We start from the raw sequence: 25,239 nt of genomic DNA, 5'->3' as shown, positions 1-25,239 counted from the left end.
ACCAGAACTCATGACGAACCAGTCCACTTGTGCGCACGAGCTCGCTCAGGCGGATGTGCGCTCGGTGATCCACCCGCACACCGTCATCGGCGCGCCCACGGAGCCGCTCATCTTCGACCGGGGCGACGGCGCCATGCTGTGGGATGTCACCGGCCGGAGCTACATCGACGGCACTTGCGGTCTGTGGCAATGTCCGGTGGGGCACGGCCGCATGGAGCTGGCCGCCGTCGCCGCGGGCCAGATCGCGAAGCTGGAGTTCTACTCATCGTTCGGTGACTACTCGAACGAACCTTCCATCAGGCTCGCCGAGCGACTGCTGCGACTCGCCCCGGGTGGCATCGAGCGGGTGTTCTTCACCAACGGCGGATCGGAGGGAAACGAAACCGCCATCAAGCTCGCCCGCTTGGCCCACCACCACGCCGGGCACCCGGAACGGACCGTCATTCTCGCCCGCACCGGCGGATATCACGGGATGGGCGCCGGATCGCTGTCGGCCACCGGCATCGACCGCCTGCGAGCCGGATACGGCCCGCTGATGCCCGGCGTCGAATTCCTCGGCAAACCGCACGAACTCGAGCACGGCGCGAACGCGACGGACCTGCTGGTCGACGAGCTGGAGAAAAGGATCGCGGCGATCGGCGCCGACAAGATCGCGGCGTTCGTCGGCGAGCCCGCGCTCGGTGTCGGCGGCATGGTGCCGCCGCCGGCCGACTACTGGCCGCGCGTTCAGGAAGTACTGCGCCGCAACGACATCCTGCTCGTCGTCGACGAGACGGTCACGGCGTTCGGCCGGACCGGTCACTGGTTCGCCAGCGAGCACTACCGCATCGAGCCGGACATGATCGTCACCGCGAAGGGCATCACCAGCGGCTACATCCCCATGGGCGCGGTCCTGATCGGACGGCGGGTGCTCGACCTCGCCGATGGCGTGCAGTTCCTGCACGGATTCACCTACAACGGCCACCCGGTGGGCGCCGCCGTGGCGCTGGCGAACATCGACATCCTTGAACGAGAAGGACTGCTGGACCGGGCCACGAAAGTGGGAGAGCGGCTGCTGCGGGCACTCAGGCCGCTCGAAGAGCTGAGTCACGTCCGCGAAGTCCGCGGCGTAGGGCTGATGCTGGGTGTCGAGCTGGATCGCGACGCCTCGGCCGTCCAGAGCGGGGCCCGGACCGACGGCGTCATCGTACGGGCGGCCGGAACCACCATCGTGCTGTCGCCGCCGCTGGTCATCACCGAGGAGCAGGTGGACGAGCTGGCGAGGGTGCTGATCAAGCACATCAGGGCCGTGGGGGAGACCTCCCCATGACCATCGCGACGCTGCCCGCGGAGCCGGGCGAACTCCCGCCCCCGGCGGCACGCGGCCGGCGAGTCGCGGGCTGGTTGCTCCTGCCCGGGACGGCGATCCTGCTCGTGTTCTTCTTTTACCCCCTGGCCTTCATCGTGTGGCGGAGCGTCAGTGAACCCGAGTTCGGCTTCAGTCACTATCTCGCGCTCCTTGACGACGGGGTGTCCGTCGTCGTCCTGCTCCGGACGTTGTGGACCGCCCTACTGGTCGGCCTGTGCACCCTGGTCATCGCCTATCCCTACGCATACGCGATGACCAGGGTGGGACCGAAGGCCCGCGGGATTCTGCTGCTGCTGGTGCTGTTGCCCTTCTGGACCAGCGTCATGGCCCGCAACTTCGCCTGGTACCTGCTGGAGCAGCGGGGCGGAGTGATCGACAGGGCCTTCGCGGCGCTGGGCGTCAACGACGTGGTCCTGCTGGGGACGGTCGTGGGGGTCACGGTGGCGATGGTGCAGGTGATGCTGCCGTTCATGGTGCTTCCGCTCTACAGTGCCATGAGCACGATCGACGGGAAGCTGCTGGACGCCGCGACCAGTCTCGGTGCCCCCCGGCACCGGGCGTTCCGCACCGTCTATCTCCCGCTGTCGCTGCCCGGCGTGATCTCCGGGTTCTCGCTGGTGTTCATCCTGACTCTGGGCTTCTACATCACGCCCGCACTGCTGGGCTCCCCGCAGGAAGCCCTGATCTCCCAGGTGATCGAGACCCGGGTGAGCGACCTCACCGACTTCGCCGGCGGCGGCGCCCTCGGCGGCGTCCTGCTCGTGGTCACGTTGCTCGTGCTCTTCGCGGTCTCCCGCATCGCCCGGCCGGTGGCGAGCCTGAGCAGGGCGGTGGATCATGCCTAGCCCGGGTGGCCGCGAGCGGCGGCTCGGATGGAGCCTGCGCATCTGGGTGGCCTGTGTCGCCCTGCTGCTGCTCGGCCCCACGCTGGTAGTCATCCCCATGAGCTTCAGCGCCGGGGAGACGTTCCAGTTTCCGCCGCGGGAGTGGTCTCTGCGCTGGTACGTCAGCTTCTTCTCCTCGCCTGAATGGGTCGGCTCGCTGTTGACGTCGATCGAGGTCGGCCTGCTCGTCGCGGCGCTTTCCACGGTCCTTGGCGTCGCGGCCGCGTTCGGGCTCGACCGGACCGTGTGGCGCGGTCTCGGCGCGGTACGTTCGGCGATGATGGCACCGATGATCGTGCCCGGCATCGTGACGGCGGTCGCGATCTATGGCATCTTCCTCCAGTGGCAGCTCAATGGCACGCTGGGTGGTTTCGTCCTCGCTCACACCGTTCTGGCCGTGCCCTTCGTCGTCACCTCCGTCGGCACGAGCCTCGCCGGATACGACCGAACGGTTGAGACCGCGTCGGCCAGCCTGGGCGCGAACCGGGTGACCACCTTCGTCCGGGTGACCCTGCCGCTGGTGCTACCCGGGGTGGGGTCCGGCTTCGTCTTCGCCTTCGTCACCTCCCTCGACGAGGTGGTCATCGCGCTCTTCCTGCAGACGCCGGACATCCGGACGCTGCCGGTGCAGATGTACGACTCCATCACCCTCGAGATCGATCCCACGATCGGCGCCGCCGCGAGCCTCATCGTCGTCGCCACCACGCTCGTCCTGCTCATCCCCCTGCTTGTCCGCCGACAGCCTTCTGCGCCCCGGAGCACGTCATGATCCAGCCGAGCGATGGCCACGGGATCACCATCAGCGGCGTCAGCAAGGTGTACGCCGGCCCGGCCCGGCCCGCCGTCGACGATGTGTCACTGACGATCGCCCCGGGCGAGTTCATGACCTTCCTCGGCCCGTCGGGATCGGGCAAGACCACGCTGCTGTCAATGATCGCGGGCTTCACCACGCTCTCCGCAGGCTCGATCCGGATCGACGGACAGGACGTGTCGCGAGTCAAGCCGCACCGGCGCAACCTGGGCGTGGTGTTCCAGCAGTACGCCTTGTTCCCGCACATGAGCGTCTACCGCAACATCGCCTATCCCCTGCAGCAGCGGAAACTTCCCAAGGCCGAGGTCGCCGCCAGGGTCGCCGAGGTCATCGAACTCGTCCACCTCGAAGCGTTCGCCGACCGGTTGCCGGCGCAGCTGTCCGGCGGGCAGCAGCAGCGGGTGGCGCTCGCCCGCGCCGTCGTCTACCAGCCGCGGGCCCTGCTCATGGACGAGCCGCTCGGCGCGCTGGACAAGAAGCTGCGCGACCAGTTGCAGGGCGAGATCGCCCGCATGCACAGGGAACTGGGTATGACCTTCATCTTTGTCACTCACGACCAGCACGAGGCTCTCACCCTGTCCGACCGGATTGCGGTGTTCAACGAGGGCAGCATCGAGCAGGTCGGCACCCCGACCGAGCTCTACGAGCAGCCGCGGACGCTGTTCGTCGCTCAGTTCCTCGGCGAGTCCAACACCTTCACCGGCCTCGACCGTGACGGCGGCGCGGTCGTGGTCCGGCCGGAGCGCGTAGTGCTGCACGCGGGCGGTGACACCGTCCCAGCAGGGCACCAGCGAATCGAGGCGACCGTGGTCGAGGTCGTCTACGCGGGAAACCATCATCGAGTGGGCCTGCGGTTCCCGGACGGCGTCCAGGGATCGGCGATGGTGCTGGCCGGTTCCGCGGCCCCGGGCGCCGTCGGGGACTCCGTCGTCGTCAGCTGGGATCCGCGCCACCAGGCCGTCGTCGCGGACCGACCACTCCCGGCCGGCCACGAATCTCCCACCGAGGCAGTGGTCCGGGCCGCAGCTGACGCCTGACCTTCCAGGCACACCTCCTCACCCCCCTTTACGAACCTTCAAGCACAACGGGAGAACCCGCCATGCGTCAAAAGAGGCTCCACCTGACGGCGGCCATCGGAATGGTCGCGACTTTGCTCACAGCATGCGGCGCCGGGGGAGCCGGGAGCGGCGGCGAACGCACGTTGACCTTCGTCTCCTACGGGAAGGGGGCTTACCAGAACGGCCAGGAGCAGGGATGGCTGCGCCCGTTCGAGACCTCCGCCAAGGCCAAGGTCAGGCTGGACGGCCCATCGGACAACGCCAAGCTGAAAACGATGGTCGAAGCCGGCAATGTCACCTGGGACGTCGTGGACACCGACGCGTTCCTGCCGAGAGATTCCTGCGGCACGCTCCTGGAGAAGATCGACGCCGGAGACCTCAAGAACAGCTTTCCACCGGGAACGCTGTCCGACTGCGGAGTGCCGGCCGCCTTCTTCGGGCTGCTGTTCATGTACAACGAGCGAACCTACGGCGACAAGCCGCCCACCAAGCTCGCCGACTTCTTCGACCGCAAGACCTTCCCGGGAAAGCGGGTGATCTTCAGCAAGGACCCGACGATCGGCGTCCTGGAGGCCGCGGTGCTGGCCGAAGGCGTGCCGGCGGACAGCCTGTATCCGCTGGACGTCGATCGCGCGCTGGGCGTCTATGACCGCATCCGGTCCGACACGACCTTCGCGCAGACCTACGGCCAGCAGCAGCAGATCATGGTCGACAACCAGGCCGACCTGGCGCTCGTCGTCAGCGCCCGCGCGTACTCAGTGCTCCAAGCCGGTGGCACGCAGTGGAAGCCGGTGTGGGACAAGGTCCCGATGAGCTGGGACACGCTGGTGATCCCGAAGGGCAGCCCCAACAAGGCGCTGGCCGAGGAACTGATCCGGTTTGCGTCGCAACCGGAGCAGGCGGCGGCCTTCGCACAGGTCTCCGGCGCAGGCGCGGCCAACACCACGGCCAAACCCCTGCTCAACGACCTGCAGGCACAGGTCAACGCGATGGACCCGGCACACGCCGAGAAACTGCTGTACACCGACGCCGACTGGTGGACGCAGCACCGCGCCGAGGTTGTCGAGCGGTGGTCGAAGTGGCAGATCAGCTGAGGAGATGGGCGACGCGGAGGGCCGTACAACAGAGACAGGAGCAAGGCACATGTCAGAACCCGATCGGATGAATGCCACCCACAGACGCGCCCTGCTCAAGGGCGCACTGCTGGCGACGGCCGCGGCCGTACCGGCCACCATGGCGCTGGGGACGCCCGCGGCCGGGGCCGCCACCGGCCGTGACGACGATCCGCTGACGCCGGAGCCGATCCCGGAGCAGGTCGCGGCGACCGAGGGCTTCGTGGAGGTCCCCGGCGGGCGACTCTGGTACTGGGACACCGGCGGTAAGGGCGCCGCGGTCATTCTGTTACACGCGGGCACCGGGAGCGCGCTGTCCTGGCCGTACCAGCAGCCCGCACTGGCCAAGAACGGTTTCCGGGCGATCGCGTACTCGCGGCGCGGAACCTACCAGTCATCGGCCGCGACCTCCGCAGATCCGTCCGCCGTGACAGACCTGCTCGCGCTGGCCGACCACCTCAAGATCGACCGGTTCCATCTGGTCGGCGCGGCTCTTGGTGGCTACGTCGCCGTGGACTTCGCGCTCTCCCATCCGGGACGATTGCGCAGCTTGTCCCTGATCAACAGCCAGATGGGAATCCGGGAACCCGAGTTCCTCGATGCGCTGAGCCGGATACAGGGGACGGGATTCAGCGGCCTTTCGCATTCCATGAAGGAATTGGGCCCGTCCTACCGGGCGGTCAATCCGGATGGCGTGCACGCGTGGGAGGAGATCGTGCACCAGTCCAGGCCCGACCCCACTCCGTTTCCGAAACTGACGAATCGGCCGACCTGGGATCTTGTCCGGACCATCCGGACCAGGACGCTGATCACCATGGGCGACGCGGACCTGTACATGCCTCCGCCGATCGCGCGGATGGTACTGGAGCACCTGCCCAACGCCAGCTCCCTGACCTTCAGCGAAGTCAACCATGCGCCCCAGTGGGAGCGGCCCTCGGCCTTCAACCGCAAGTTCGTGCAGTTCCTGCGGGGTGCCAGGTTCCCGCACGGCACTCGCGTGTGATCGCGACAGCCGACGGCTGATCGCACCTTAGTCCCCGGCCTTCCGGTGTTCTGGCGCGGCACCGCACGTCTAAATCCCCCCACGCGCCAAGGAGAAGCTCGACATGAATCCTGAAGTGGACCGTCGTCAAGTACTGCGTGGAGCCGCTGCGGTGGCGGCAGGCACGGCGATGGCGGGCATGATGCCCGCCGGAGCCGCGCACGCGTCGTCGTCGTCGCGGGAGACCGCCGATCTGATCATTCACAACGGGCGTGTGCTCGTCCTGGACAGGGGTTTCCGCAAGGCGGAGGCCGTCGCGATCCGCGGCGGGCGGATCCTCGCCGTCGGGGACGACCGTGCCATCCGGCGTTTCAAGGGCAGCCGGACGGAACTGCTGGACGCCGGCGGCGGCACGGTGCTGCCGGGCATCAACGACGCGCACAACCATGTCGCCTCGCTCGGCCTGAGCGGCGAGCCCTACAACCTGAACGTGGACACCACGACGATCGAGGAACTGGTCGCCGTGGTCCGCAAGGCGGCGGAAGAGGCGCCGACATCCGACTCGTGGATCCGTGGCCGGGGCTGGCAGGAGCTCAAGCTGCCCCGGGCCCCGGTCGCCGCCGACATCGATCCGGTCTCCGGGAACCATCCGGTGGTCCTCAACGACTTCTCGGCGCACGCGGTGTCCGTGAACTCGGCCGCCATGCGACTGGCCGGCATCACCCGGGACACTGTGCCGCCACCCGGTGGCGTCATTGACAAGGACGCGAATGGCGAGCCCACCGGCGTCTTCCGCGAGACCGCACAGGGCCTGGTGCGCAGCGTCGTCCCCGGTTTCAGCCGGGAGGAGCGATCGAGGGCCATCGACAGCGCCGTGAAGCTCCTGCACTCCATGGGCATCACGAGCGCCACCGAGCCCGGTACGGGCCCGTTGGACCTCTACTCGGAGAAGGTGCGTGCCGGGACGCTCACCTTGCGCATCACCTCGTTGCTGGGCGGCGGCTCCACACCGCAGGCGCTGCGCAACGTCCTCGAGGGGTTCCAGCGGCCGGAGGGCGTCGATACGCGGCTGTTGAACGTCGTCGGCGTCAAGGTATTCGCCGACGGCATCCCCCGGCAGAAGACGGCATGGATGAACGAGCCGTATCCGGACGGATCCAACGGCCAGCTCACCATCGGCGGCGCGACGCATGAGGAACAGCTCGCGAACCTGCACGAGATGATCAAGATCGCGACGGACGCCGGGTTTCAGATCGGCACGCATGCGTGCGGCGACGCGACCACCGACGCGGTGGTGGCCGGCTACGTCAACGCGCTCGGACGGAATGGGCGCAAGAAGGACCTACGCCACTACGTGATCCACTGCAACTTCCCCTCGGCGCGGACGCTGCGGACGATGGCGCGCAATGGCATCGGCGCGAACATGAACGCGGAGATCCTGTATCTGCAGGGGCGGGTGCTCGAATCGGTCATCGGCCCGGAGTTGACCGAATACCAGTGGCCCTACCGCAGCGCTCTCCGGGCGGGCGTACCGGTGACCAGCGGGTCGGACGCGCCGGTGGTGGCGTTCCACTGGCTGCGCGGTACCATGGCCGCCGCGCTGCGCGAAGGCGGCGACGGCAGCGTCGCGGGTACGGCGGAGCGCATCTCCGTGCCCGACGCGCTGGCCACCTACACCCGCACCGCCGCCTACCAGGACCACGCGGAGAAGTGGAAGGGCACGCTGGAGCGCGGGATGGCGGCCGACGTCTGCATCGTGGACGGCAACGTGCTTGCCCGGGACCCGCACGACCTCATCGACATGCAGGTGGCCGCGACCGTGGTCGACGGCAAGGTCGTCTACGAGCGAGGGGACGGCGCGCAGGCCAAGGCGGCAGGCGTGGCCTTCGCCCGTGCCGGACTCGGCAAGTCCGGCCATGTCTGCGAGGACGGCGGCAAGTGCTGCTGCCAGCTCGCCGAGGAGATCCAACGCGGATAGGCGTCATCCGGGGAGGGTGCCAAGCCACACCCTCCCCGGATGGTCGATCTCCCGATCATCACAGCCGGCACGGCCAGGAGCGGGCCGCCTGCCGCCACGATTGGAAGGGCGTTCAATGAAAATCGGTGTTCCGCGGGAACTGAAGAACCACGAATACCGCGTCGCCGTCACCCCCGCCGGTGTGTACACCCTCACCGGCCACGGCCACGATGTCCTCATCGAGCACGACGCCGGCACCGGCTCCTCCATCAGCGACAAGGAGTACATCGCCGCTGGCGCCAAGATCTTCGCCGACGCCGACGACGTGTGGGCCGAGAGCGATCTCATCCTCAAGGTGAAAGAGCCGATCCCCGCCGAATACCACCGGATGCGCCCCGGCCAGGTCCTCTTCACCTATCTCCACCTGGCCGCGTCCAGGGAGTGCGCCGAGGCGCTGCTGGAGCGACAGGTCACCGCCATCGCCTACGAAACCGTGGAAACCGACGCGGGCGCATTGCCGCTGCTGGCCCCGATGAGCGAGGTCGCCGGGCGTCTCGCCCCCCAGGTGGGGGCCTACCACCTCATGGCCTCGGCGGGCGGCCGCGGTCTCCTGCCGGGCGGCGTCCCCGGCACACCTCCCGCCCAGGTAGTGGTGATCGGCGCCGGGGTCTCCGGCATGAACGCCACCGGCATCGCCGTGGGCATGGGCGCCGAGGTCACTCTCCTGGACGTCAACCTCGACCGGCTCCGCGCCGCCGACGCGCTCTACCGCGGGCGCGTCCGCACCGTGGCCTCCACCGCCTACCAGATCGAGCAGGCGGTGCTGGACGCGGACCTGGTCATCGGCGCGGTCCTCATCCCCGGCGCGCAGGCTCCCACCCTCGTTCCCACCGACCTCGTGGCCCGGATGAAATCGGGCGCGGTCCTGGTGGACATCGCTGTCGACCAGGGCGGCTGCTTCGCCGACTCACGGCCCACCACCCACACCGAGCCGACCTACCGCGTCCACGACACGATCTTCTACTGCGTGGCCAACATGCCCGGCGCGGTGCCCAACACCTCGACCCACGCCCTCACCAGCGTCACCCTGCCCTACGTAACCCGCATCGCCGATCGGGGCTGGCATGACGCTCTGCGCGCCGATCTCACCCTCATGCGCGGTCTCAGCACCCACAACGGACGTCTCACCAGCCCCTCCGTCGCCGCCGCCCATGGCCTCGACCACTTTCCGTTTCCCGGGGCGCTGGCCCCCGCTTCCTGACGCGAACTGGCCGTGCCCACCGGCCGGGCGAATTCGCATCCCGGTCGATCAAGTCGCTCGGCTCAGCCCCGCGAGTCGTGCTGGCCCGCACGAGCCGATATCGCGGGGTGGGCGGAGCGCCGCAGATCGAGACCGGTATCGATCAGCGGCGTGCTGATCAGTGAGGAACAGGTGGACACGCTCACGAGGGCGTTATCCGCGTACGTCGAGTCGGTTCGCTGACAAGCGGCCGATGGGCGCTTCGGGGGGCGCCGGACATTCGAACCACAGCTAATGCAGAACCCTGTACCAGCATTCCCGGAGGAGATCGTGCATCGGAACAAAGCCCTCAGATTCATGGCCGCGTGCTTGGCCGTGGTCGGACTAGGCGCCTGCAGTATCAGTAACTCCACCGGTGACCCCGACCGAACACTTACCTTCGTGTCCACGGGAAGCCCGTTCCAGGACTACCAGAAGAAGGCGTGGCAGGAACCCTTCACCGCCGAGACCGGTGTGACGGTGCGCAATGACGGTCCGGTCGACGAGGCGAAGATACGGACCATGGTCGAGGCCGGAAAGGTGACCTGGGATGTCGTCGACGTCAGCGCTGCGGCCGCGCAGCAGTACTGCGGGAAGTATCTGGAGAAACTCGATTTCACGGTCATTGACAAGAGCATCTTCCCGCCGGACACCGTCGGGGAATGCGGTGTACCCGCGTACTTCTACAGCCTCATGTTCATGTACGACGAGAAGAAATACGCGGGAAACCCACCCACGACCATCGCGGACTTCTTCGATGTCAAGAAGTATCCCGGGCGACGGATCGTGCCGCCGGAGATCGCTGTGGGACTTCTGGAAGCCGCACTTCTGGCCGACGGCGTTCCGCAGGACAAGCTCTACCCGCTTGACCTCGACCGGGCCTTCGGCAAGCTGGACCCGATCAAGAATGTGACCACCTTTGCCAAGACCTATGGCCAGATGCAGCAGATGCTGGTGGACCGCCAAGTCGACATGGGGCTGGTGCTGTCCGCCAGGGCGTACCAGGCGCTCAAGGCGGGCGCCCCCTTCCGGGTCGTGTGGGACAAGACGATCGTCAACTGGGACGATCTCGTGGTGCCGAAAGGCACGCCCAACAAGGAATTGGCGATGAAGTTCATCGCCAGCGCCTCCAAGGAGCAGCCATCGGCAAAGCTAGCCGAGCTGGCGTCCGTGCAGCCTATCAATGAGAAGATCACGCCGAACTTCGACACCATCCAGCAGCAGGTCAACCCCTTCACACCCGACCGCCGGAGTAGCGTCGTACGGGCCGACTCCGCCTGGTGGGGCAAGAACTTCGACCAGGTCCTCACCAGGTACACGACGTGGCTCGCAGGGTGAGACAACGATGACGTTCGCGCCACCGGCGCCTGCCACTGCGGACGGCGCCCGTGCGACCGGGCCGTACTCGGCGGCAGCTGGCTGGCTCGTCTCGCCGGCGACCGCCTTGCTGCTGGTGTTCTTCTTCTAACCGCTCGGCACGATCGTGCGGCGAAGCTTCACCGAACCGGAGGTTGGCCTGGGCAACTACATCGCCCTCCTGCACGATGGCTTCTGCCGGCCGAGCCGGACCGGAGCCTCACGGTTAGCTTGGATCCGGAGCACCAGGCCATCGTCACCGATTCCGACGCCGATCCTGCGGCGTCCGCTCATCCTCACAGCCCATCCATGCCTCCGCGGGCAGCGGAGCGGGCCACGGTTGACGTTGCGAGCGCTCGCGCGCCGGACGTGCCGTCTCCGTCCCGCGATGTCCCGCCGAGACCTGGCCGATAGGAGTTCTCCGTGCCAATGCAGACCAACGATGAGCGCTACGAGCGGATCACCGCGGGCGCGCCGAAACCCACCGACTCTTTCGTGCGCGCGATTCTACGCGACCAGTATGGCGTGCAGGCCGTCTCCTGCTGGCCGCTGGCCGGGGAGACCGATCACAACACACACGTCGTGGACGGCACCGGTGCCCAATATGTCCTCAAGGTGTCCGGTCCACAGGATCGGCGAGCAAACGAGTTCCAGTCGGCGCTGCTGCGTCAGCTCGCCGAGCGCGAGCCGGGGCTACAGATTCCGCGGGTCGTCGAGGATCGGTCGGGAGCCCTGGTCACCACGGTCCACGACGGCGACCAAGATCTGGTGGTCCGCATGCTGACGTGGGTGAGTGGGACGCCGCTGGCCGAGGTGCGACGCCGGTCTGCTGAACTCCTCACCGACATCGGCACGACAGCGGGACGGCTGGCCGTGGCCACCGCCACGTTCGAGCATCCCGGTCCGCCGAGCCCGCACTACTGGCACTTCGCGCATGCGGGCACCGCGCTGGTCGGCTCGATCCCTCGGATCGAGGACCCGGACCTCCGCGCGGCCGTCGAACGGTTGCGTGAGCGGCATCTGCCGATGCTCGAGGAGGGCCTGCCGCGGCTGCCGACGGCCGTCGTCCATCATGATCTCAACGTCTTCAACGTGCTGGTGCGCCGGAACCACGACGGGTACCGCGTGTCCGGTGTGATCGACTTCGGGGACGCGCTGCCCGCCCCGCGGGTCGCAGACCTCGCGGTGCTGGCGTCCAGCGCCATGCGCGGATCACCCCGCCCGTTGACCGTGGCCGCGACGCTGGCCGCCGCCTACCATAAGGCGTGCCCACTGGAGGAGGCCGAGCTCGACCTGCTCTTCCCACTGATCGCCATCCGGTCCGCCACGGTCGCCGCTACCACCGCCCGGCTCACTGCTGAGCAGCGGCACGGCGACCCCAGACACCGTTCACAGGCCGCCATCGAGCTGGCGATCGCGCTGGCGGACATGCCGGCCGTTCTGGGCACCGCGGTCATTCGCCAGGCGTGCGGGCTCGACCCGCATCCGCCTGCCACGTCGGTCACGCAGTGGTTCGCGGCCAACACGGCCTCAATGGCTCCGCTTGTAGCAGATCCGCTCGTCCCGGTCGACCTGAGCGCGAGCGGCGCTCTTTTCGACGGCATCGACCCTCGCGACCCGGAAGCGCTACGCACCGCCGCGCGCACGGGGATCCTCGGCCACGACACCGCAACACCGGTCGGACGGTACGGCGAGCCGCGGTTCCTCGCTCCGCGCCGGCGCCGTACCGGGGAGCAGGAGCCGGCCAACGTCCACCTCGGGGTCGACGTGTTCGCCGCAGCGGGTACGGCGGTTCACGCCCCGCTGGCCGGCGTGGTGGAGGACTCCGGCGTCGCCGGCGTGGATCTCGTGCTGCGGCATGAACCGGCGGAGGGCGTGGGTTTCCGCACCCTTTACACCGGGCTGTCCGTCGAGGTGAGCGCGGGTGAGCGCGTGGAGCCCCACAGGCTGCTCGGCCACGTCGCGGCGGACACCGGCGACGGGCTCCCCCCACGCGTCCGGGTCCAGACCGCCACCGCGCCGCTCGGCGAGTGGACCGCGGTGCCCATCGGGGTCACACACTCCGACCGCGGGGTCTGGGAGGCGCTGTTCCCCGACCCGACCCCGTTGCTGGGCGCGCGGCACACGGTCACCGCCTGGACACCTGTGATCCACCGGGCCGTGCAAGGCCGCCGCGTACACTTGCCGAACACCCACCCGACCTACTTCAGCACGCCGATCGCCATGGCCTCGGGGCGGGACTGCCGGTTCTACGACGAGCAGGGCCGCTCCTATCTCGACGCGCTGAACAACGTGACCCTGGTCGGGCATAGCCATCCCAGGCTCGTTAAGGCCGCGTCGCGGCAGCTAGGCAGGCTGAACACCAACAGCAGGTTCGTCTATGACGTGCTGACCGAGTACGCCGAGCGCCTCACCGCCACGCTGCCGGACGGCCTGGACGTCGTCTACTTCGTCAACTCCGGAAGCGAGGCCAACGACCTCGCCCTGCGCATGGCTCGCTACGTCACCGGACGCGACGACGTGGTCGTCATCGACGACGCATATCACGGCTATACCTCGGCGGTCGCCGATGTGAGCCCCTCGCGCTACCGGCACTACGGCAAGCCGGACACCACCCACCCGACACCGGTTCCGGACCGATACCGGGGGCCCTACGGCTATGACGATCCGGAGGCGGGCGCTCGCTATGCCCGGCAGGTGATCGGCGCCTTCGACCGGCTCGCCGGGGAGGGCCGGATGCCGGCCGCGTACCTGTTCGAGGCCCTGCTGGCGGGAGCGGGGCAGATCGTGCTGCCGCCCGGCTACCTGGCACCGATCTTCGCCGCAGCCGCCGAACGCGGCATCTTCACCATCGCCGACGAGGTCCAGGTCGGCTTCGGCCGGCTCGGCGAGGCGTTCTGGGGATTCCAGACGCAAGGCCCGGAGATCGTGCCGGACTTCGTGACGATGGGCAAGGCCATGGGCAACGGATTCCCCATGGCCGCGCTGGTCACCAGGAGGGACATCTCACAGGCGTTCGACGCGACCGGCCGGTTCTTCTCCACTTATGGCGGCAACCCCGTCGCCTGTGCGATCGGGCTGGAGTTACTGGACATCCTCGAAGACGAGAACTTGCAGCACAACGCGCTGTCGGTCGGGCAGTATCTGCGGGACCAGCTAGCCGAGCTGGCCGGGCGGCACGAGCTGGTAGGCGACGTACGCGGTCAGGGCTTCTACAGCGGAGTGGAGTTCGTCCGGGATCGGCACACCAAGGAACCGGCAGGAGAAGAGACGCTCATCGTCTGCGAGCGCCTCAAGGACGAGGGAGTCCTCGTCTATCCGACCGGCGCGTTCTGGAACGTGCTGAAGCTCAAGCCGCCCCTGATGTTCTCCCGGGCCCATGCCGACGAGTTCACCGTGACGCTCGACGAGATCCTGGAGGCGGGATGGTGACCCATCGCGGGGTGTTGTTGTCGCTGGTCTACCTGACGATGCGGTGCTGGTCCACGCTGATCTGTCCAAGGAGGACGGGCTGCTGGTGCTCCGTCACGAGAACCAGGGGCTCCACCGTCAACTTGGTGGCCGGCCGCGGTGGGGTCACGCCGACCGGCTCTGGCTGGCGGCATTATCTCGGCTGATCCACCGCGGCCGGTGAGAGGAGGTGTTCCCGGTCGCGTCGGCGACGATCTTGCGTTGGCATCGTCACCTCGTGGCGCGTAAGTGGTCCTTCACGGACAGGCGGAGCCCGGGATAGTGCGGATGGCGCGGGAGAACCCGACCTGGGGCACAGGAAAATCCACGGCGAGTTGGCTCGCCTGGGTTACCCGATCGCGGCCTCCACGGTGTGGGAGATCCTGCACGCTGCCGTTATCGAGTCGCCGCCCCGCCGGGCCGACCTGGCGGTAGTTCCTTACCGCTCAAGCCACGGATCATCGCGTGTGACTATGTGCGAGCGGGTCATCGGAGCCCTACGCCGCGAACTCCTGGACCGGATCCAGATCCTCAGCGAACGCCATCTGGCCCGCGTGCTGCACGAATACCTGATCCACTACAACGGGCACCGGCCGCACCAAGCCCGGCAGCAACGGCCCCCGGACATCGCAACGCAGCCCTGCGCTTGTCGACAATTACATCCGCCTAGCTCATGGCCTTGTGGGGTGTTGTGTGGCGTGCGCGAGCTCCGACCATCAGGGGAGGAGACAGATGCGGCATGATGATCGGGCGTGCGGGTGGCGAGATGGAGACCTCCAAGCGGTGAACCCGTGAGGAGTTGAGTACGTGTTGCGGGGCGCGCTGGCGGACTCGCCTGCTACTCGGCCAGGCGCACAGTTCTACAGCCAGCTGTCACCCACTGCCTGATCTGACTACCCCCCGCAGGGGCGTCGTCTGATACCGCGACGTCCCCTGCGAGCTGGCCAGTGTGTGACCTGGAGCTGTCGAAGAGAAGGCTAGGTCCGGAGGGTTTCGGCGACCTGTTCTGGGGTCAGTCGGTGGGAGCCGACGTAGTACAGCACGGCTCCGGGTGGGAGTTCGGCCTGCCAGCTGGGGTTGACCAGGAGGTGTTCGCCGGTGTGGGCGGCGAGGAGGGTTGCGCCATGTTGTCTGCCGAGGGTGGTCTGGCATTTGTCCACCGAGATCGGGCCGAGGGATTCCGGTAGGCGTACTGAATAGGTGTCGGCGCCGCCGTGGGTCATCAGCTGGGTGTAGATCTCGGTGATGCCTGGGTCCTTGAGTTCTTCGGTGATCATGTGGGGGGTGTGCCACTGGACGCAGCGGAGGTTCTCGTCGACGTAGCGGAGGTGGCGGACGCGGGCGATGTCGCGGAGGGCGACGACCAGGTGGGCGTCCGTCGCGACGTGGTCGGCGGTGATCGCCACGGTCAGGGCCTCGTTGTCGTCGCGGGCGTCTACCAGCACGCTGTACGCCCGGTGGACGCCGGCGCGCTGGAGCACTCCCGCGTCGGTCAGGTCGCCCCGGACGAACTCCACATCCCGGTCGGGCATCGGGTGCGCGCCGACCTCGTCCCAGGCGCAGAGCACGACCCGGGTTGTGCCATCGGCCATGAGTTCGTCCACGATGTGCTCGGTCCGCCCGGGCGTGTAGCCGAGCAGCACGATATGACCGGATGTATCCACCGTGATGGCTCCTTGCATCCTGCGTCCCTTGGCCTGCTCCAGGCGGGTGGCCAGCCGGGTGAATACCGTGGTCAGCGTGGCGATCCCGCCCACGATCACGTACGCCCCGACGACGTGTCCGGCGGCTGATTCCGGATAGAGGTCCCCATAGCCGACCGTGGCCGAGGTCACCACGAAATACCACCAGAAATTGCCCGGCTCGACGATCGCGCTTCCCGCGGGCTCGGCCAGGGCCATCAGCGGCCAGCTGGTCACGAACACCACGGTCAGTACCAGTACGGGCGTCCACCAGCTGCCCAGCAGCGTGATCCGGCTGAGCAGACGCGCCACGAAGACCGGCACATTTCCTCCCACGGATCCGTGGAGGTCACCTTAACGGGACAAACCCATAGAAAACAGCCCTCATCTCTGCCGGAGATCGCAGCGAGAGGTGCGCGATGGAGCCAGGGCATCTGCAGGTCGCCCGATCAGCGCGATCTGAGTCAGCGCAAACGGATTCAGCGCGAAAGGAGCAACGGGGGTGGGACATTCTCCGATATGGCCTGGACGCTGATGGGCACGTATCCAAGCCTTGGTGATCGCCCAAGACGCCAGGTCAGGTGGGCAGTTGACGGTCGGGCGCCGTTGCTCTGCCCATCGGCCTCGTGGAGGTGATCAGCCGTTTGGGTTGATCCATAGCTGGATTGCCAGACCAATGCCGATCAGGACTACCAGCCAGCGGAGCAGAGTGGCCGGTAGGCGGCGTGCGATGCGGGGGCCGAGCGTGGAGCCGACGAACATGCCCAGTCCTAGCGGCGCGACGGCCGTCCAGTCGACGGGGCCGAAAGCGGCGAAGGCGGCGGCGGAGATGAGCGTCCCGGCGCCGATGACCATGTTCTTCAGGGCATTGGCGGTGGCCAGACGGGGCTCGGAGGTGATCAGGAGGAGGGCGAGGATCATCACGCCGGACCCGGCACCGAAGTAGCCGTTGTACACCGACATCGCGATCAGTCCCAGCGGAAGGACCACACCGCCCGCTCCTGCCGGATGGCCGCGCCGGTGCCGGGCGGCAAGCCGGGGCTGGGCGAGCAGGGCCAGCGAACCGGCGGCCACCAGGAACGGCACGACGCCGGCGAAGACGCCCGGCGGTGTGGATAGGAGCAGCAGCGAGCCCGCCGCCCCGCCCAGGGCCGACAGCGGCACCCACCGGCGCAGCCATGGTCCGTGGCCGACCAGCTCGGGCTGAGAGGCGAGGGCCGAGCCGGGCCAGCATGCGACGAGGGCGACGATGTTGGCCACGTTCGCCGACAGGGCGGGAAGACCCACCGCGAGAAGGGCGGGATAGGAGATCAAGGAGGTGATGCCGCCCGCGGTGCCGACCACCCCGGCGAGTAGCCCTGCGCCGGCCAGTAGTGCGATGGTGCCGAGGCCGGTCATGACCGGACCGCCGGGGCTGCGGAGTCGGGTGGGCCGGTCATCGTGGCGCCGAGAATATAGGCCAAGCGTGTCGTTCGGGCGCTGCTGATGATGGTTCGGGGATTCCGGGGGAGAGGGAGGATCCGGCGATGGACTCGTTGGTCACGCCCACGCTGAGCGTCGTCAGCACGGCCGCGAACATCTGTCTGCGCTCGTCCGCGAATGCACGGCAGGAGCGCCACTTCACCACCATGGAGTTCCACGCGGGGGCGGCCAACGTCCTCCGATCGTTCGGCGCTGGGGCAACCCAGAAGCACAGGTTGGAGTCAGCGGGAAAGGAGAGCGTCGGCGATGGCGAGATGGGTCGGGTCCTTGGCCGGGTTTCCGTCTTCGATGTCCCAGAGGGCGTCCTGGAGAATGCGGCCGAGCGTCCAGCCGACCGCACGTCCCCGATCCAGACCCAGCATCTCGGTCATGAGATTAAACCGTTTCAGCACGGATATCCGGATATTTCCGGTGGCTTGCACGTCGTCCCAGCGGTTGTGTAGCGCGGGCAATAGTTCGAATCCAGGATCCCCGGCCAGTGGTTTCGGGTCGATCGCCAGCCACGGCTCGCGCTGCCCGGCCAGCACGTTCCCGTAGTGCAGATCCCAGTGCAGGAGCCGATCACCGGGCTCCCCGGCCACTTCCCGTACGGCTCCCGCAAGCATGTCCAGCCACCGCCGATCATCGGCCCCGACCACCGCCTCCGGCACGGCGGCCAGCATGCCGGCGGCGATATCGCCCAGACTCCGCAACCCCGCAGGCGCGGGCACGGAAACGAGCCGAGCCAGCAACCCGGTCAGGATCTCGAGCGCCTCCCACGAATCCGGCAGGCTCTCCAGCGACCTCCCCCCATCGAGCCGCTCAAGCAGCAGCGACCCGCTGGCCGGATCCTCGTCGAGCAGCAGCACCGCGCCGTCTCCCGCCCACGCCCGCAACACCGGCCCTTCACCCCTGGTCTCCTCGGTGACCGGCTGGAGCTTGAGCGCCGCCGGACTCCCATCGGCCCGCAGGACAGGGAGCACGAGCGTGATGACCCCGTGCATCGCGCCCCCGTCCACCCGCAGTCCCCAGCGCTCAAGCATCCGCTCGGCCAAGCCAGGCAGCGAGGCAGTCCACGCGGGCCCCGCGTCCCGCTCGTAGCGGACATGCAGGGCCGCCAGCGCGGCCGGCACCACGATCTCCAGCTCAGCTCACCCGGGCCAGGGTGACGATCGGGATCGTCCGGCCCGCCTTCTGCTCGTGTTCGAGGAAGAACGGGTACTGCTCGGTGATCGACCGCCAGAGCCGGGCGCGCTCCTCGCCCTCGGCCGGGCGGGCGGTGGCGATGTAGACCTCCGCGCCCGCCTCGACGGTGACCGTGGGCTGGGCCAGCAGGTTGCGGTACCACTCCGGGGGCTCGGTGGCGCCCGCGTTCGAGGCGAGGACCACCAGGTGGTCGCCGTCGAGGACGTACATCATCGGAGTGGTGTGCGGGCGGCCGGTGACGCGGCCGCGGGTGGTGAGCAGGAGGAGTTGGCGGCCGGCGAAGGAGCCGCCGCCCCTGGCGGCCCGGAAGTCCTCGATGGTCCGTGTATTGATCACGCGCATATCGTCCATGACCGAAATAATCACCAGAAATCCTGCCATCATGTGTCAGCTACCGGATCTTCCAGGTAAAAGCGTGCCTGGCAAGCGTACGTCTCACAAGCTGAGACGCCTGAGTTCGTTTATAGTTCAAACTATTGACGGGGGCTTGGCGGCTGTGTGAATCTCTCGGCAGTTCCATGCACGCGCTGGGCGGACGGTCAGGGTCCCCACCTGATCGTGCATGGCGGTTAACCATTTCCGAGGGAGACCGTCCATGCGAAGAAAGCTTCTCAGCATGCTCGCGCTCGTCGCCGTGGCCCTGGTCACGGTGGTCGTGCGAAACGCGCCGGCGGGTGCCGCCGCGTCCGACCCGTACAGCTTCAAGAACGTGCGGATCGACGGTGGCGGCTTCGTGCCGGGCATCGTCTTCAACCAGACAGAGCAGAACCTTATCTACGCGCGTACCGACATCGGCGGCATGTACCGCTGGGACCAGGCCGGCCAGAGCTGGAAGCCGCTGCTGGACTGGGTCGGGTTCACCAACTGGGGCTACAACGGCGTCGACAGCATCGCCACCGACCCGGTGCAGACGAACCGTGTGTACGCCGCGGTCGGCATGTACACCAACAGCTGGGACCCGAACAACGGCGCGATCCTGCGCTCCACCAACAAGGGTGACTCCTGGTCGGTCACCCCGCTGCCGTTCAAGATGGGCGGCAACATGCCGGGCCGCGGCATGGGCGAGCGGCTGGCCGTCGACCCGAACCGGAACAGCACGCTCTACATGGGCGCGCCCAACGGCAACGGGCTGTGGCGGAGTCTCGACTTCGGCGCCACCTGGGCCAAGGTGACCTCCTTCCCGAACGCCGGCAACTACGCCTCGGACCCGAGCGACCCGAACGGCTACGGCACCCACCAGCCGGGCGTCGTCTGGGTGACGTTCGACAAGCGCACCGGCACCTCCGGCAACGCCACCCAGACCATCTACGTGGGCGTGGCCGACAAGCAGAACACGGTCTACCGGACCACCAACGGCGGCACCAGCTGGGAGCGGGTGGCCGGGCAGCCGACCGGCTACATCGCCCACAAGGGCGTGCTCGACACCGTCAACGGCTACCTCTACCTGGCCACCAGCGACACCGGCGGCCCCTACGACGGCGCGAAGGGCGACGTCTGGCGCTACGCCACCGCCACCGGCACCTGGACCCAGATCAGCCCGATCCCGTCCAGCAGCGCCGACGACTACTTCGGCTACAGCGGCCTGACCATCGACCGGCAGAACCCGGGCACCATCATGGTGTCCACCCAGATGTCCTGGTGGCCGGACGTGATCTTCTTCAGGTCCACCGACAGCGGCGCGACCTGGACCCGGGTGTGGGACTGGACCTCCTACCCGAACCGGAGCTTACGCTACAAGATGGACATCACCTCGGCGCCGTGGCTCACCTTCGGGTCGAACCCGCAGCCGCCGGAGGTCACGCCCAAGCTGGGCTGGATGGTCGAGTCGCTGGAGATCGACCCGTTCAACGGCAACCGATTCATGTACGGCACCGGCGCGACCATCTACGGCAGCACCGACCTGAAACTCTGGGACACCGGCGGCCAGTTCACCATCAGGCCGATGGTGAAGGGGCTGGAGGAGACCGCCGTACTCGACCTGATCAGCCCGCCGTCCGGCGCGGCGCCGCTGGTCAGCGGCCTTGGCGACATCGGCGGTTTCCGGCACACCAACCTGGACGCGGTCCCGCCGATGATGTTCACGGCGCCCACCTTCACCTCGACCACGTCGCTGGACTACGCGGAGACCAACCCGAGCGTGATGGTCAGATCGGGCAACTTCACCGACTCCGACCGGCCGAACGACAGCCATGTGTCCTTCTCCACCGACGGCGGCGCGAACTGGTTCCAGGGCGGCGAGCCGGGCGGCGTCAACAACGGCGGCACGGTGGCCGCGTCGGCCGACGGCAGCAGGTTCGTCTGGGCTCCGGGCGACAGCGGCATCCAGGTCGTCTACTCGGTCGGGTTCGGCAACTCGTGGCAGACCGCGACGGGCGTGCCGGCCAACTCGCGGATCGAGTCGGACCGGGTGAACTCGCAGAAGTTCTACGCCTTCGCCAACGGCCAGTTCTACGTCAGCACCAACGGCGGCGCGGCCTTCACGGCGACCGCGGCGACCGGCCTGCCGACCACCGGCCGGTTCAAGGCGGTGCCCGGACGCGAGGGTGACATCTGGCTGGCGGGCGGCACGGGCGCGACCTACGGCCTGTGGCACTCCACCAACTCGGGCGCGTCCTTCACCAAGCTGGCGAACGTCCAGGAGGCGGACAACGTCGGCTTCGGGCGGGCGGCTCCCGGGCAGAGCTACCCGGCGCTGTTCACCATCGCCAAGATCGACAATGTGCGCGGCGTGTACCGGTCGGACAACTCGGGCGGCACCTGGGTGCGGATCAACGACGACGCCCACCAGTACGGCAACATCGGCGAGGCGATCACCGGTGACCCGCGCACCTACGGGCGGGTCTACCTGGGCACCAACGGCCGCGGCATCATCTACGGCGACCGCACGGGCGCACCCCCGTCGCCTTCGCCGTCACCGTCGCCCTCGCCCAGCCCGAGTCCGTCGCCCAGCCCGTCCCCATCCCCATCGCCTAGCCCCAGCCCCTCGCCTAGCCCCAGCCCCAGCCCGGGCGTCGGCAAGGCGTGCACCGCGACGTACGCGATCACGAACACGTGGCCGGGCAACTTCAGCGCCACCGTGACCGTCCGCAGTAGCGGCACGGTGGCCATCACCGGCTGGCAGGTCCGCTGGACCTACGCGAACGGCCAGACGATCCAATCGCTGTGGAACGGCGCTCACACCCAAAGCGGGGCGAACGTCACGGTGAACAACATGAGTTACAACGGCAACCTCAACCCGAACGCGACAACAACGTTCGGGTTCAACGCCGCCGCGCCGGGCACCAACAACGTCCCCAACCCGGTGACCTGCACGGCCCTCTGATTCTGGAGGTTCCTCCGACCTCCAGTCCGGTACGGCTCCCGCTGCCCGCCCAGCGGCGGGAGCCATACCATTACCCGCATGGCGATCGGCGTTTACGTCGCGGCAAGCGACGCCAGAAGCAACAAGGGCGCGGTCGCCCTCGGACTGATCGAGCTGCTCTCCCGGCAGGTGGGCGTGGTCGGCGTCTACCGGCCGGTGGTTCGGGCCGGTGTGGAGGACAACCTCATCAACACCGCCCGAAGCCGCTTCAAAATGGATTTGTCGTACGAAGTCTGCGCGGGCGTCACCTACGAGGACGTGCACGCCGACCCTGAGCAGGCCATCGCCGACATCGTGGCCGGATACCGCGCGGTCGCGGCCCGCTGCGCCGCGGTCGTCGTGATCGGCACCGACTACACCGACGTCGGCGCGCCCACCGAGTTCGAGTTCAACGCCGCAGTCGCCGCCAACCTCGGCACCCCCGTCCTCAACGTGGTCAACGGCCTGCAACGAACGCCGGAGGAGATCGCCGCCGCCGTCGAACTCTCCGCCAAGGAACTCGCCGAGGAACACGCCTTCGGCATCGCGGTCACGATCACCCGGGTCGACCCCGCCCAGCTGGCCGAAGTGGCCGATGCCGTAGAAGACTGCCCCACTCCGGTCTGGGTCCTCCCGGAGGTGGCGAGGCTGTCGGCGCCTACGGTCGCGGATCTGCTGTCCGGCTGCCATGGCACGCTGGTCCTCGGCGACGAGCAGCAACTCGGCCGCGAGGTCGGCGGCCTGATGGTCGGCGCCATGTCGCTCCCCAACATCCTGGAGCGCCTCACCGAGGGCGTCGCGGTGATCACCCCCGCCGACCGCGCGGCCGCCCTGCTCCCCGGCCTGCTGGCCGCGCACCACGCCGACACCTTCCCCGCCCTGTCCGCGATCATCCTCAACGGCGGCATGCCCCTCCCCGAGCCGGTGCTGCGGCTGCTCACCGGCATGGAGATCAGCCTCCCCGTGATCACCACCCCCGGCGACACCTTCGAGACCGCCACCCGCCTCTCCCGGGTCGAAGGCCGCTTCACCCCCGACGCCCACGGCAAGATCGACACCGCGCTGGGCCTGTTCGCCGCGCACGTGGACGGCTCCGCCCTGCTCGACCGCCTGCACGTGACCCCCGCGACCGTGGTCACGCCGCTCATGTTCGAATACGACCTGCTCGAACGCGCCCGCGCCGACCGCCGCCACATCGTGCTCCCAGAAGGCGCGGAACCCCGCATCCTGCGCGCCGCCGACATCCTGCTCCGGCGCGGCGTCGCCGACCTCACCCTGCTCGGCGACGAGCGCGAGATCCGCGCCCAGGCCGCCCGGCTCGGTCTGGACCTGGGCGAAGCCCGCGTGCTCAGTACCTTCGACCCCGAACTCCGCGAACGTTTCGCGGTCGAGTACGCGCGCCTGCGCGCCCACAAGGGCATCACCGTCGAGCGGGCCCGCGACACCGTCACCGACGTGTCCTACTTCGGCACCCTGATGGTGGGCCTCGGCCTGGCCGACGGCATGGTCTCCGGCTCGATCCACACCACCGCGCACACCATCCGCCCCTCCTTCGAGATCATCAAAACCCGCCCCGGCGTCGGCGTGGTCTCCAGCGTGTTCTTCATGTGCCTGGCCGACCGCGTCCTGGTGTACGGCGACTGCGCCGTGGTCCCCGACCCGACCGCCGAGCAGCTGGCCGACATCGCGATCTCCTCGGCGGCCACGGCGGCCAGGTTCGGGGTGGAGCCCAGGGTGGCGCTGCTGTCGTACTCGACCGGCGAGTCCGGCGCGGGACCCGAGGTGGAGAAGGTGCGCGCGGCCACCGCGATGGTCCGCGAGCTGCGACCGGACCTGCCGGTGGAGGGCCCGATCCAGTACGACGCCGCCGCCGAGCCGAGCGTGGCCAGGACCAAGATGCCCGGCAGCCCGGTGGCCGGGCGGGCGACGGTGTTCGTCGTGCCGGACCTCAACACGGGGAACAACCTGTACAAGGCCGTGCAGCGGAGCGCGGGGGCGGTCGCGGTCGGGCCGGTGCTGCAGGGATTGCGGAAACCGGTCAACGACCTGTCGCGGGGCGCTACCGTGCACGACATCGTCAACACCGTGGCGATCACCGCGATTCAGGCGCAGGGAGAATGATGCACGTTCTCGTTCTCAACAGCGGGTCGTCGTCGATCAAGTACCAGTTGCTGGACATGGACACGCGGTCGCGGCTGGCGACCGGCCTGGTCGACCGCATCGGGGAGTCGTCCGGGCATCTGGTCCACAATGGCGAGGCCGTGGGCGCCGACGGTTTCGCCGATCACGAGGCCGGGTTGCGGGCGGTGCTGGACACGTTCGCCGCGCGAGGGCCCGCACTGGATCGGGTCGTCGCGGTCGGGCATCGGGTGGTGCACGGCGGCAGCCGGTTCGAGAGGGCGGAGCTGGTCGACGACGAGGTGGAGGCGGCGATCGAGGAGTTGATTCCTCTCGCGCCGCTGCACAATCCGGCGAATCTGGAAGGGATCCGGGTCGCCAGGCGGGCGTTTCCCACGCTTCCGCATGTGGCCGTTTTCGACACGGCTTTCCATCAGACCTTGCCACCGGCGGCATATACGTATGCAGTGCCCGCTGAGTGGGATGTCCGCAAATACGGCTTTCATGGGACGTCAGCTGCGTACGTCTCCCGGAAGGCCGCTGAACTGCTCGGACGGTCGTACGAGGAGGTCAACACAATCGTCCTGCACCTGGGCAACGGCGCGAGCGCGACGGCGGTCCGGGGAGGCAGGAGCGTGGACACCTCGATGGGCCTGACGCCGCTGGCCGGGCTGGTCATGGGCACCAGATCCGGGGACCTCGACCCCGGCGTGCTGCCCTACGTCGCGCGGCTGACCGGACTCACCCTCGACGAGATCGACTCCGCCCTCAACCGGGAGAGCGGCCTGCGCGGGCTCGCCGGGGCCAACGACCTGCGCGAGGTCTGGCGCAAGGTCGACGACGGCGACCGGGACGCCCGCCTGGCCATGGACGTCTACACCCACCGCATACGCGGATATATCGGCAACTATTACGCCGTCCTCGGACATGTAGACGCGATCGTGTTCACGGCAGGCGTCGGGGAGAACGACCCGCGGACCCGCGAACTCTCCCTCACCGGCCTCGACCGTCTCGGCATCACGATCGACCCCGCCCGCAACACCGCGCACTCCGCCCGAGCCCGGACGATCTCGAAGGACGGCTCCGAGGTGACGGTCCTGGTGATCCCGACCGACGAAGAATTGGAGATCGCCGAACAGACCGTCGATACTGCGGATGTAGGGAGAACTCCTCCGCATTGATGAGGAGACCGGAA

At 68.2% G+C, this 25,239-nt stretch carries 18 protein-coding genes; 14 read left to right on the top strand and 4 right to left on the bottom strand.

All coding sequences use genetic code 11. The features are described from left to right. The first annotated feature begins 10 nt into the window (after positions 1-10). The 11 genes from Aple_RS44630 (at position 11) to Aple_RS56545 (ending at position 14,980) form a co-directional block, all read left to right on the top strand. A complete protein-coding gene (locus tag Aple_RS44630) occupies positions 11-1,309 on the top strand; it encodes an aminotransferase family protein (RefSeq protein ID WP_155350849.1) in 1,299 nt (432 codons plus the stop codon). Further along, on the top strand, positions 1,306-2,193 hold the full coding sequence (locus Aple_RS44625; RefSeq protein ID WP_155350848.1) for an ABC transporter permease: 888 nt from the start codon (positions 1,306-1,308) through the stop codon (positions 2,191-2,193). Before Aple_RS44630 ends, Aple_RS44625 begins: the two co-directional genes overlap by 4 nt. Beyond that, positions 2,186-3,001, top strand: a complete 816-nt coding sequence (locus Aple_RS44620; RefSeq protein ID WP_155350847.1) for an ABC transporter permease — start codon at positions 2,186-2,188, stop codon at positions 2,999-3,001. Before Aple_RS44625 ends, Aple_RS44620 begins: the two co-directional genes overlap by 8 nt. Then, positions 2,998-4,080 carry an ABC transporter ATP-binding protein gene (locus Aple_RS44615; protein ID WP_155350846.1) on the top strand — a complete coding sequence of 361 codons (1,083 nt, stop codon included), beginning with the start codon at positions 2,998-3,000 and terminating at the stop codon, positions 4,078-4,080. Before Aple_RS44620 ends, Aple_RS44615 begins: the two co-directional genes overlap by 4 nt. 62 nt (positions 4,081-4,142) lie before the next feature. Next, positions 4,143-5,195: an extracellular solute-binding protein gene (locus tag Aple_RS44610; protein WP_218038827.1), complete on the top strand. Its 1,053-nt coding sequence runs from the start codon at positions 4,143-4,145 to the stop codon at positions 5,193-5,195. 49 nt (positions 5,196-5,244) lie between these two features. Beyond that, positions 5,245-6,216, top strand: coding sequence for an alpha/beta fold hydrolase (locus Aple_RS44605; RefSeq protein WP_218038826.1), 972 nt, complete (start codon positions 5,245-5,247; stop codon positions 6,214-6,216). Between the two features lie 103 nt (positions 6,217-6,319). After that, positions 6,320-8,173, top strand: coding sequence for an amidohydrolase (locus Aple_RS44600; protein ID WP_155350845.1), 1,854 nt, complete (start codon positions 6,320-6,322; stop codon positions 8,171-8,173). Between the two features lie 115 nt (positions 8,174-8,288). Continuing rightward, on the top strand, positions 8,289-9,413 hold the full coding sequence (ald, locus tag Aple_RS44595; RefSeq protein ID WP_155350844.1) for an alanine dehydrogenase: 1,125 nt from the start codon (positions 8,289-8,291) through the stop codon (positions 9,411-9,413). Between the two features lie 354 nt (positions 9,414-9,767). Beyond that, entirely contained in the window at positions 9,768-10,769 is a 1,002-nt protein-coding gene (locus tag Aple_RS44590) for an ABC transporter substrate-binding protein (RefSeq protein ID WP_246265273.1), read from the top strand. Positions 10,770-11,216: 447 nt separating this feature from the next. Further along, positions 11,217-14,219 (top strand): aminotransferase class III-fold pyridoxal phosphate-dependent enzyme, encoded by a 3,003-nt coding sequence (locus tag Aple_RS44585; RefSeq protein ID WP_246265272.1) that lies wholly within the window; start codon positions 11,217-11,219, stop codon positions 14,217-14,219. A 491-nt stretch (positions 14,220-14,710) separates the two neighbouring features. After that, the gene (locus Aple_RS56545) at positions 14,711-14,980 is read left to right on the top strand and encodes an integrase core domain-containing protein (protein ID WP_155350841.1); all 270 of its coding nucleotides are present in this window, start codon (positions 14,711-14,713) and stop codon (positions 14,978-14,980) included. Positions 14,981-15,214: 234 nt separating this feature from the next. Here the strand turns inward: Aple_RS56545 and Aple_RS44575 are convergent, their stop codons facing one another. The 4 genes from Aple_RS44575 to Aple_RS44560 form a co-directional block, all read right to left on the bottom strand. Continuing rightward, positions 15,215-16,243 (bottom strand): ion channel, encoded by a 1,029-nt coding sequence (locus tag Aple_RS44575; protein WP_155350840.1) that lies wholly within the window; start codon positions 16,241-16,243, stop codon positions 15,215-15,217. A gap of 312 nt (positions 16,244-16,555) precedes the next feature. Then, entirely contained in the window at positions 16,556-17,317 is a 762-nt protein-coding gene (locus Aple_RS44570; protein WP_155350839.1) for a sulfite exporter TauE/SafE family protein, read from the bottom strand. Positions 17,318-17,622: 305 nt separating this feature from the next. Further along, on the bottom strand, positions 17,623-18,525 hold the full coding sequence (locus Aple_RS44565; protein WP_155350838.1) for an aminoglycoside phosphotransferase family protein: 903 nt from the start codon (positions 18,523-18,525) through the stop codon (positions 17,623-17,625). Between the two features lies 1 nt (position 18,526). Continuing rightward, positions 18,527-18,922 carry a nitroreductase/quinone reductase family protein gene (locus Aple_RS44560; protein ID WP_246265269.1) on the bottom strand — a complete coding sequence of 132 codons (396 nt, stop codon included), beginning with the start codon at positions 18,920-18,922 and terminating at the stop codon, positions 18,527-18,529. A gap of 259 nt (positions 18,923-19,181) precedes the next feature. Between Aple_RS44560 and Aple_RS56685 the strand changes: the two genes are divergently transcribed. The 3 genes from Aple_RS56685 (at position 19,182) to Aple_RS44545 (ending at position 25,225) form a co-directional block, all read left to right on the top strand. Next, entirely contained in the window at positions 19,182-21,908 is a 2,727-nt protein-coding gene (locus Aple_RS56685; protein WP_155350837.1) for a cellulose-binding domain-containing protein, read from the top strand. A gap of 78 nt (positions 21,909-21,986) precedes the next feature. Then, entirely contained in the window at positions 21,987-24,047 is a 2,061-nt protein-coding gene (pta, locus tag Aple_RS44550; protein ID WP_155350836.1) for a phosphate acetyltransferase, read from the top strand. Beyond that, positions 24,047-25,225 carry an acetate kinase gene (locus Aple_RS44545; protein WP_281361699.1) on the top strand — a complete coding sequence of 393 codons (1,179 nt, stop codon included), beginning with the start codon at positions 24,047-24,049 and terminating at the stop codon, positions 25,223-25,225. Before pta ends, Aple_RS44545 begins: the two co-directional genes overlap by 1 nt. The last annotated feature ends 14 nt before the right edge of the window (positions 25,226-25,239 follow it).

The sequence above is a fragment of the Acrocarpospora pleiomorpha genome (assembly GCF_009687885.1).
GTDB classification, from domain to species: domain Bacteria; phylum Actinomycetota; class Actinomycetes; order Streptosporangiales; family Streptosporangiaceae; genus Acrocarpospora; species Acrocarpospora pleiomorpha.
The sequence above is the reverse complement of the archived record's forward strand: the minus strand, read 5'-3'. Positions and strand labels throughout refer to the sequence as shown.

What these genes read in the sequence shown, in the direction of transcription:
- pta (WP_155350836.1), top strand. Translation starts at nt 21,987, where the DNA reads ATGGCGATCGGCGTTTACGTCGCGGCAAGCGACGCCAGAAGCAACAAG.
- Aple_RS44600 (WP_155350845.1), top strand. Translation starts at nt 6,320, where the DNA reads ATGAATCCTGAAGTGGACCGTCGTCAAGTACTGCGTGGAGCCGCTGCG.
- Aple_RS44605 (WP_218038826.1), top strand. Translation starts at nt 5,245, where the DNA reads ATGTCAGAACCCGATCGGATGAATGCCACCCACAGACGCGCCCTGCTC.
- Aple_RS44625 (WP_155350848.1), top strand. Translation starts at nt 1,306, where the DNA reads ATGACCATCGCGACGCTGCCCGCGGAGCCGGGCGAACTCCCGCCCCCG.
- Aple_RS44610 (WP_218038827.1), top strand. Translation starts at nt 4,143, where the DNA reads ATGCGTCAAAAGAGGCTCCACCTGACGGCGGCCATCGGAATGGTCGCG.
- Aple_RS44545 (WP_281361699.1), top strand. Translation starts at nt 24,047, where the DNA reads ATGCACGTTCTCGTTCTCAACAGCGGGTCGTCGTCGATCAAGTACCAG.
- Aple_RS56685 (WP_155350837.1), top strand. Translation starts at nt 19,182, where the DNA reads ATGCGAAGAAAGCTTCTCAGCATGCTCGCGCTCGTCGCCGTGGCCCTG.
- Aple_RS44630 (WP_155350849.1), top strand. Translation starts at nt 11, where the DNA reads ATGACGAACCAGTCCACTTGTGCGCACGAGCTCGCTCAGGCGGATGTG.
- Aple_RS44570 (WP_155350839.1), bottom strand. Translation starts at nt 17,317, where the DNA reads ATGACCGGCCTCGGCACCATCGCACTACTGGCCGGCGCAGGGCTACTC.
- Aple_RS44585 (WP_246265272.1), top strand. Translation starts at nt 11,217, where the DNA reads ATGCAGACCAACGATGAGCGCTACGAGCGGATCACCGCGGGCGCGCCG.
- Aple_RS44615 (WP_155350846.1), top strand. Translation starts at nt 2,998, where the DNA reads ATGATCCAGCCGAGCGATGGCCACGGGATCACCATCAGCGGCGTCAGC.
- Aple_RS44620 (WP_155350847.1), top strand. Translation starts at nt 2,186, where the DNA reads ATGCCTAGCCCGGGTGGCCGCGAGCGGCGGCTCGGATGGAGCCTGCGC.
- Aple_RS56545 (WP_155350841.1), top strand. Translation starts at nt 14,711, where the DNA reads ATGTGCGAGCGGGTCATCGGAGCCCTACGCCGCGAACTCCTGGACCGG.
- ald (WP_155350844.1), top strand. Translation starts at nt 8,289, where the DNA reads ATGAAAATCGGTGTTCCGCGGGAACTGAAGAACCACGAATACCGCGTC.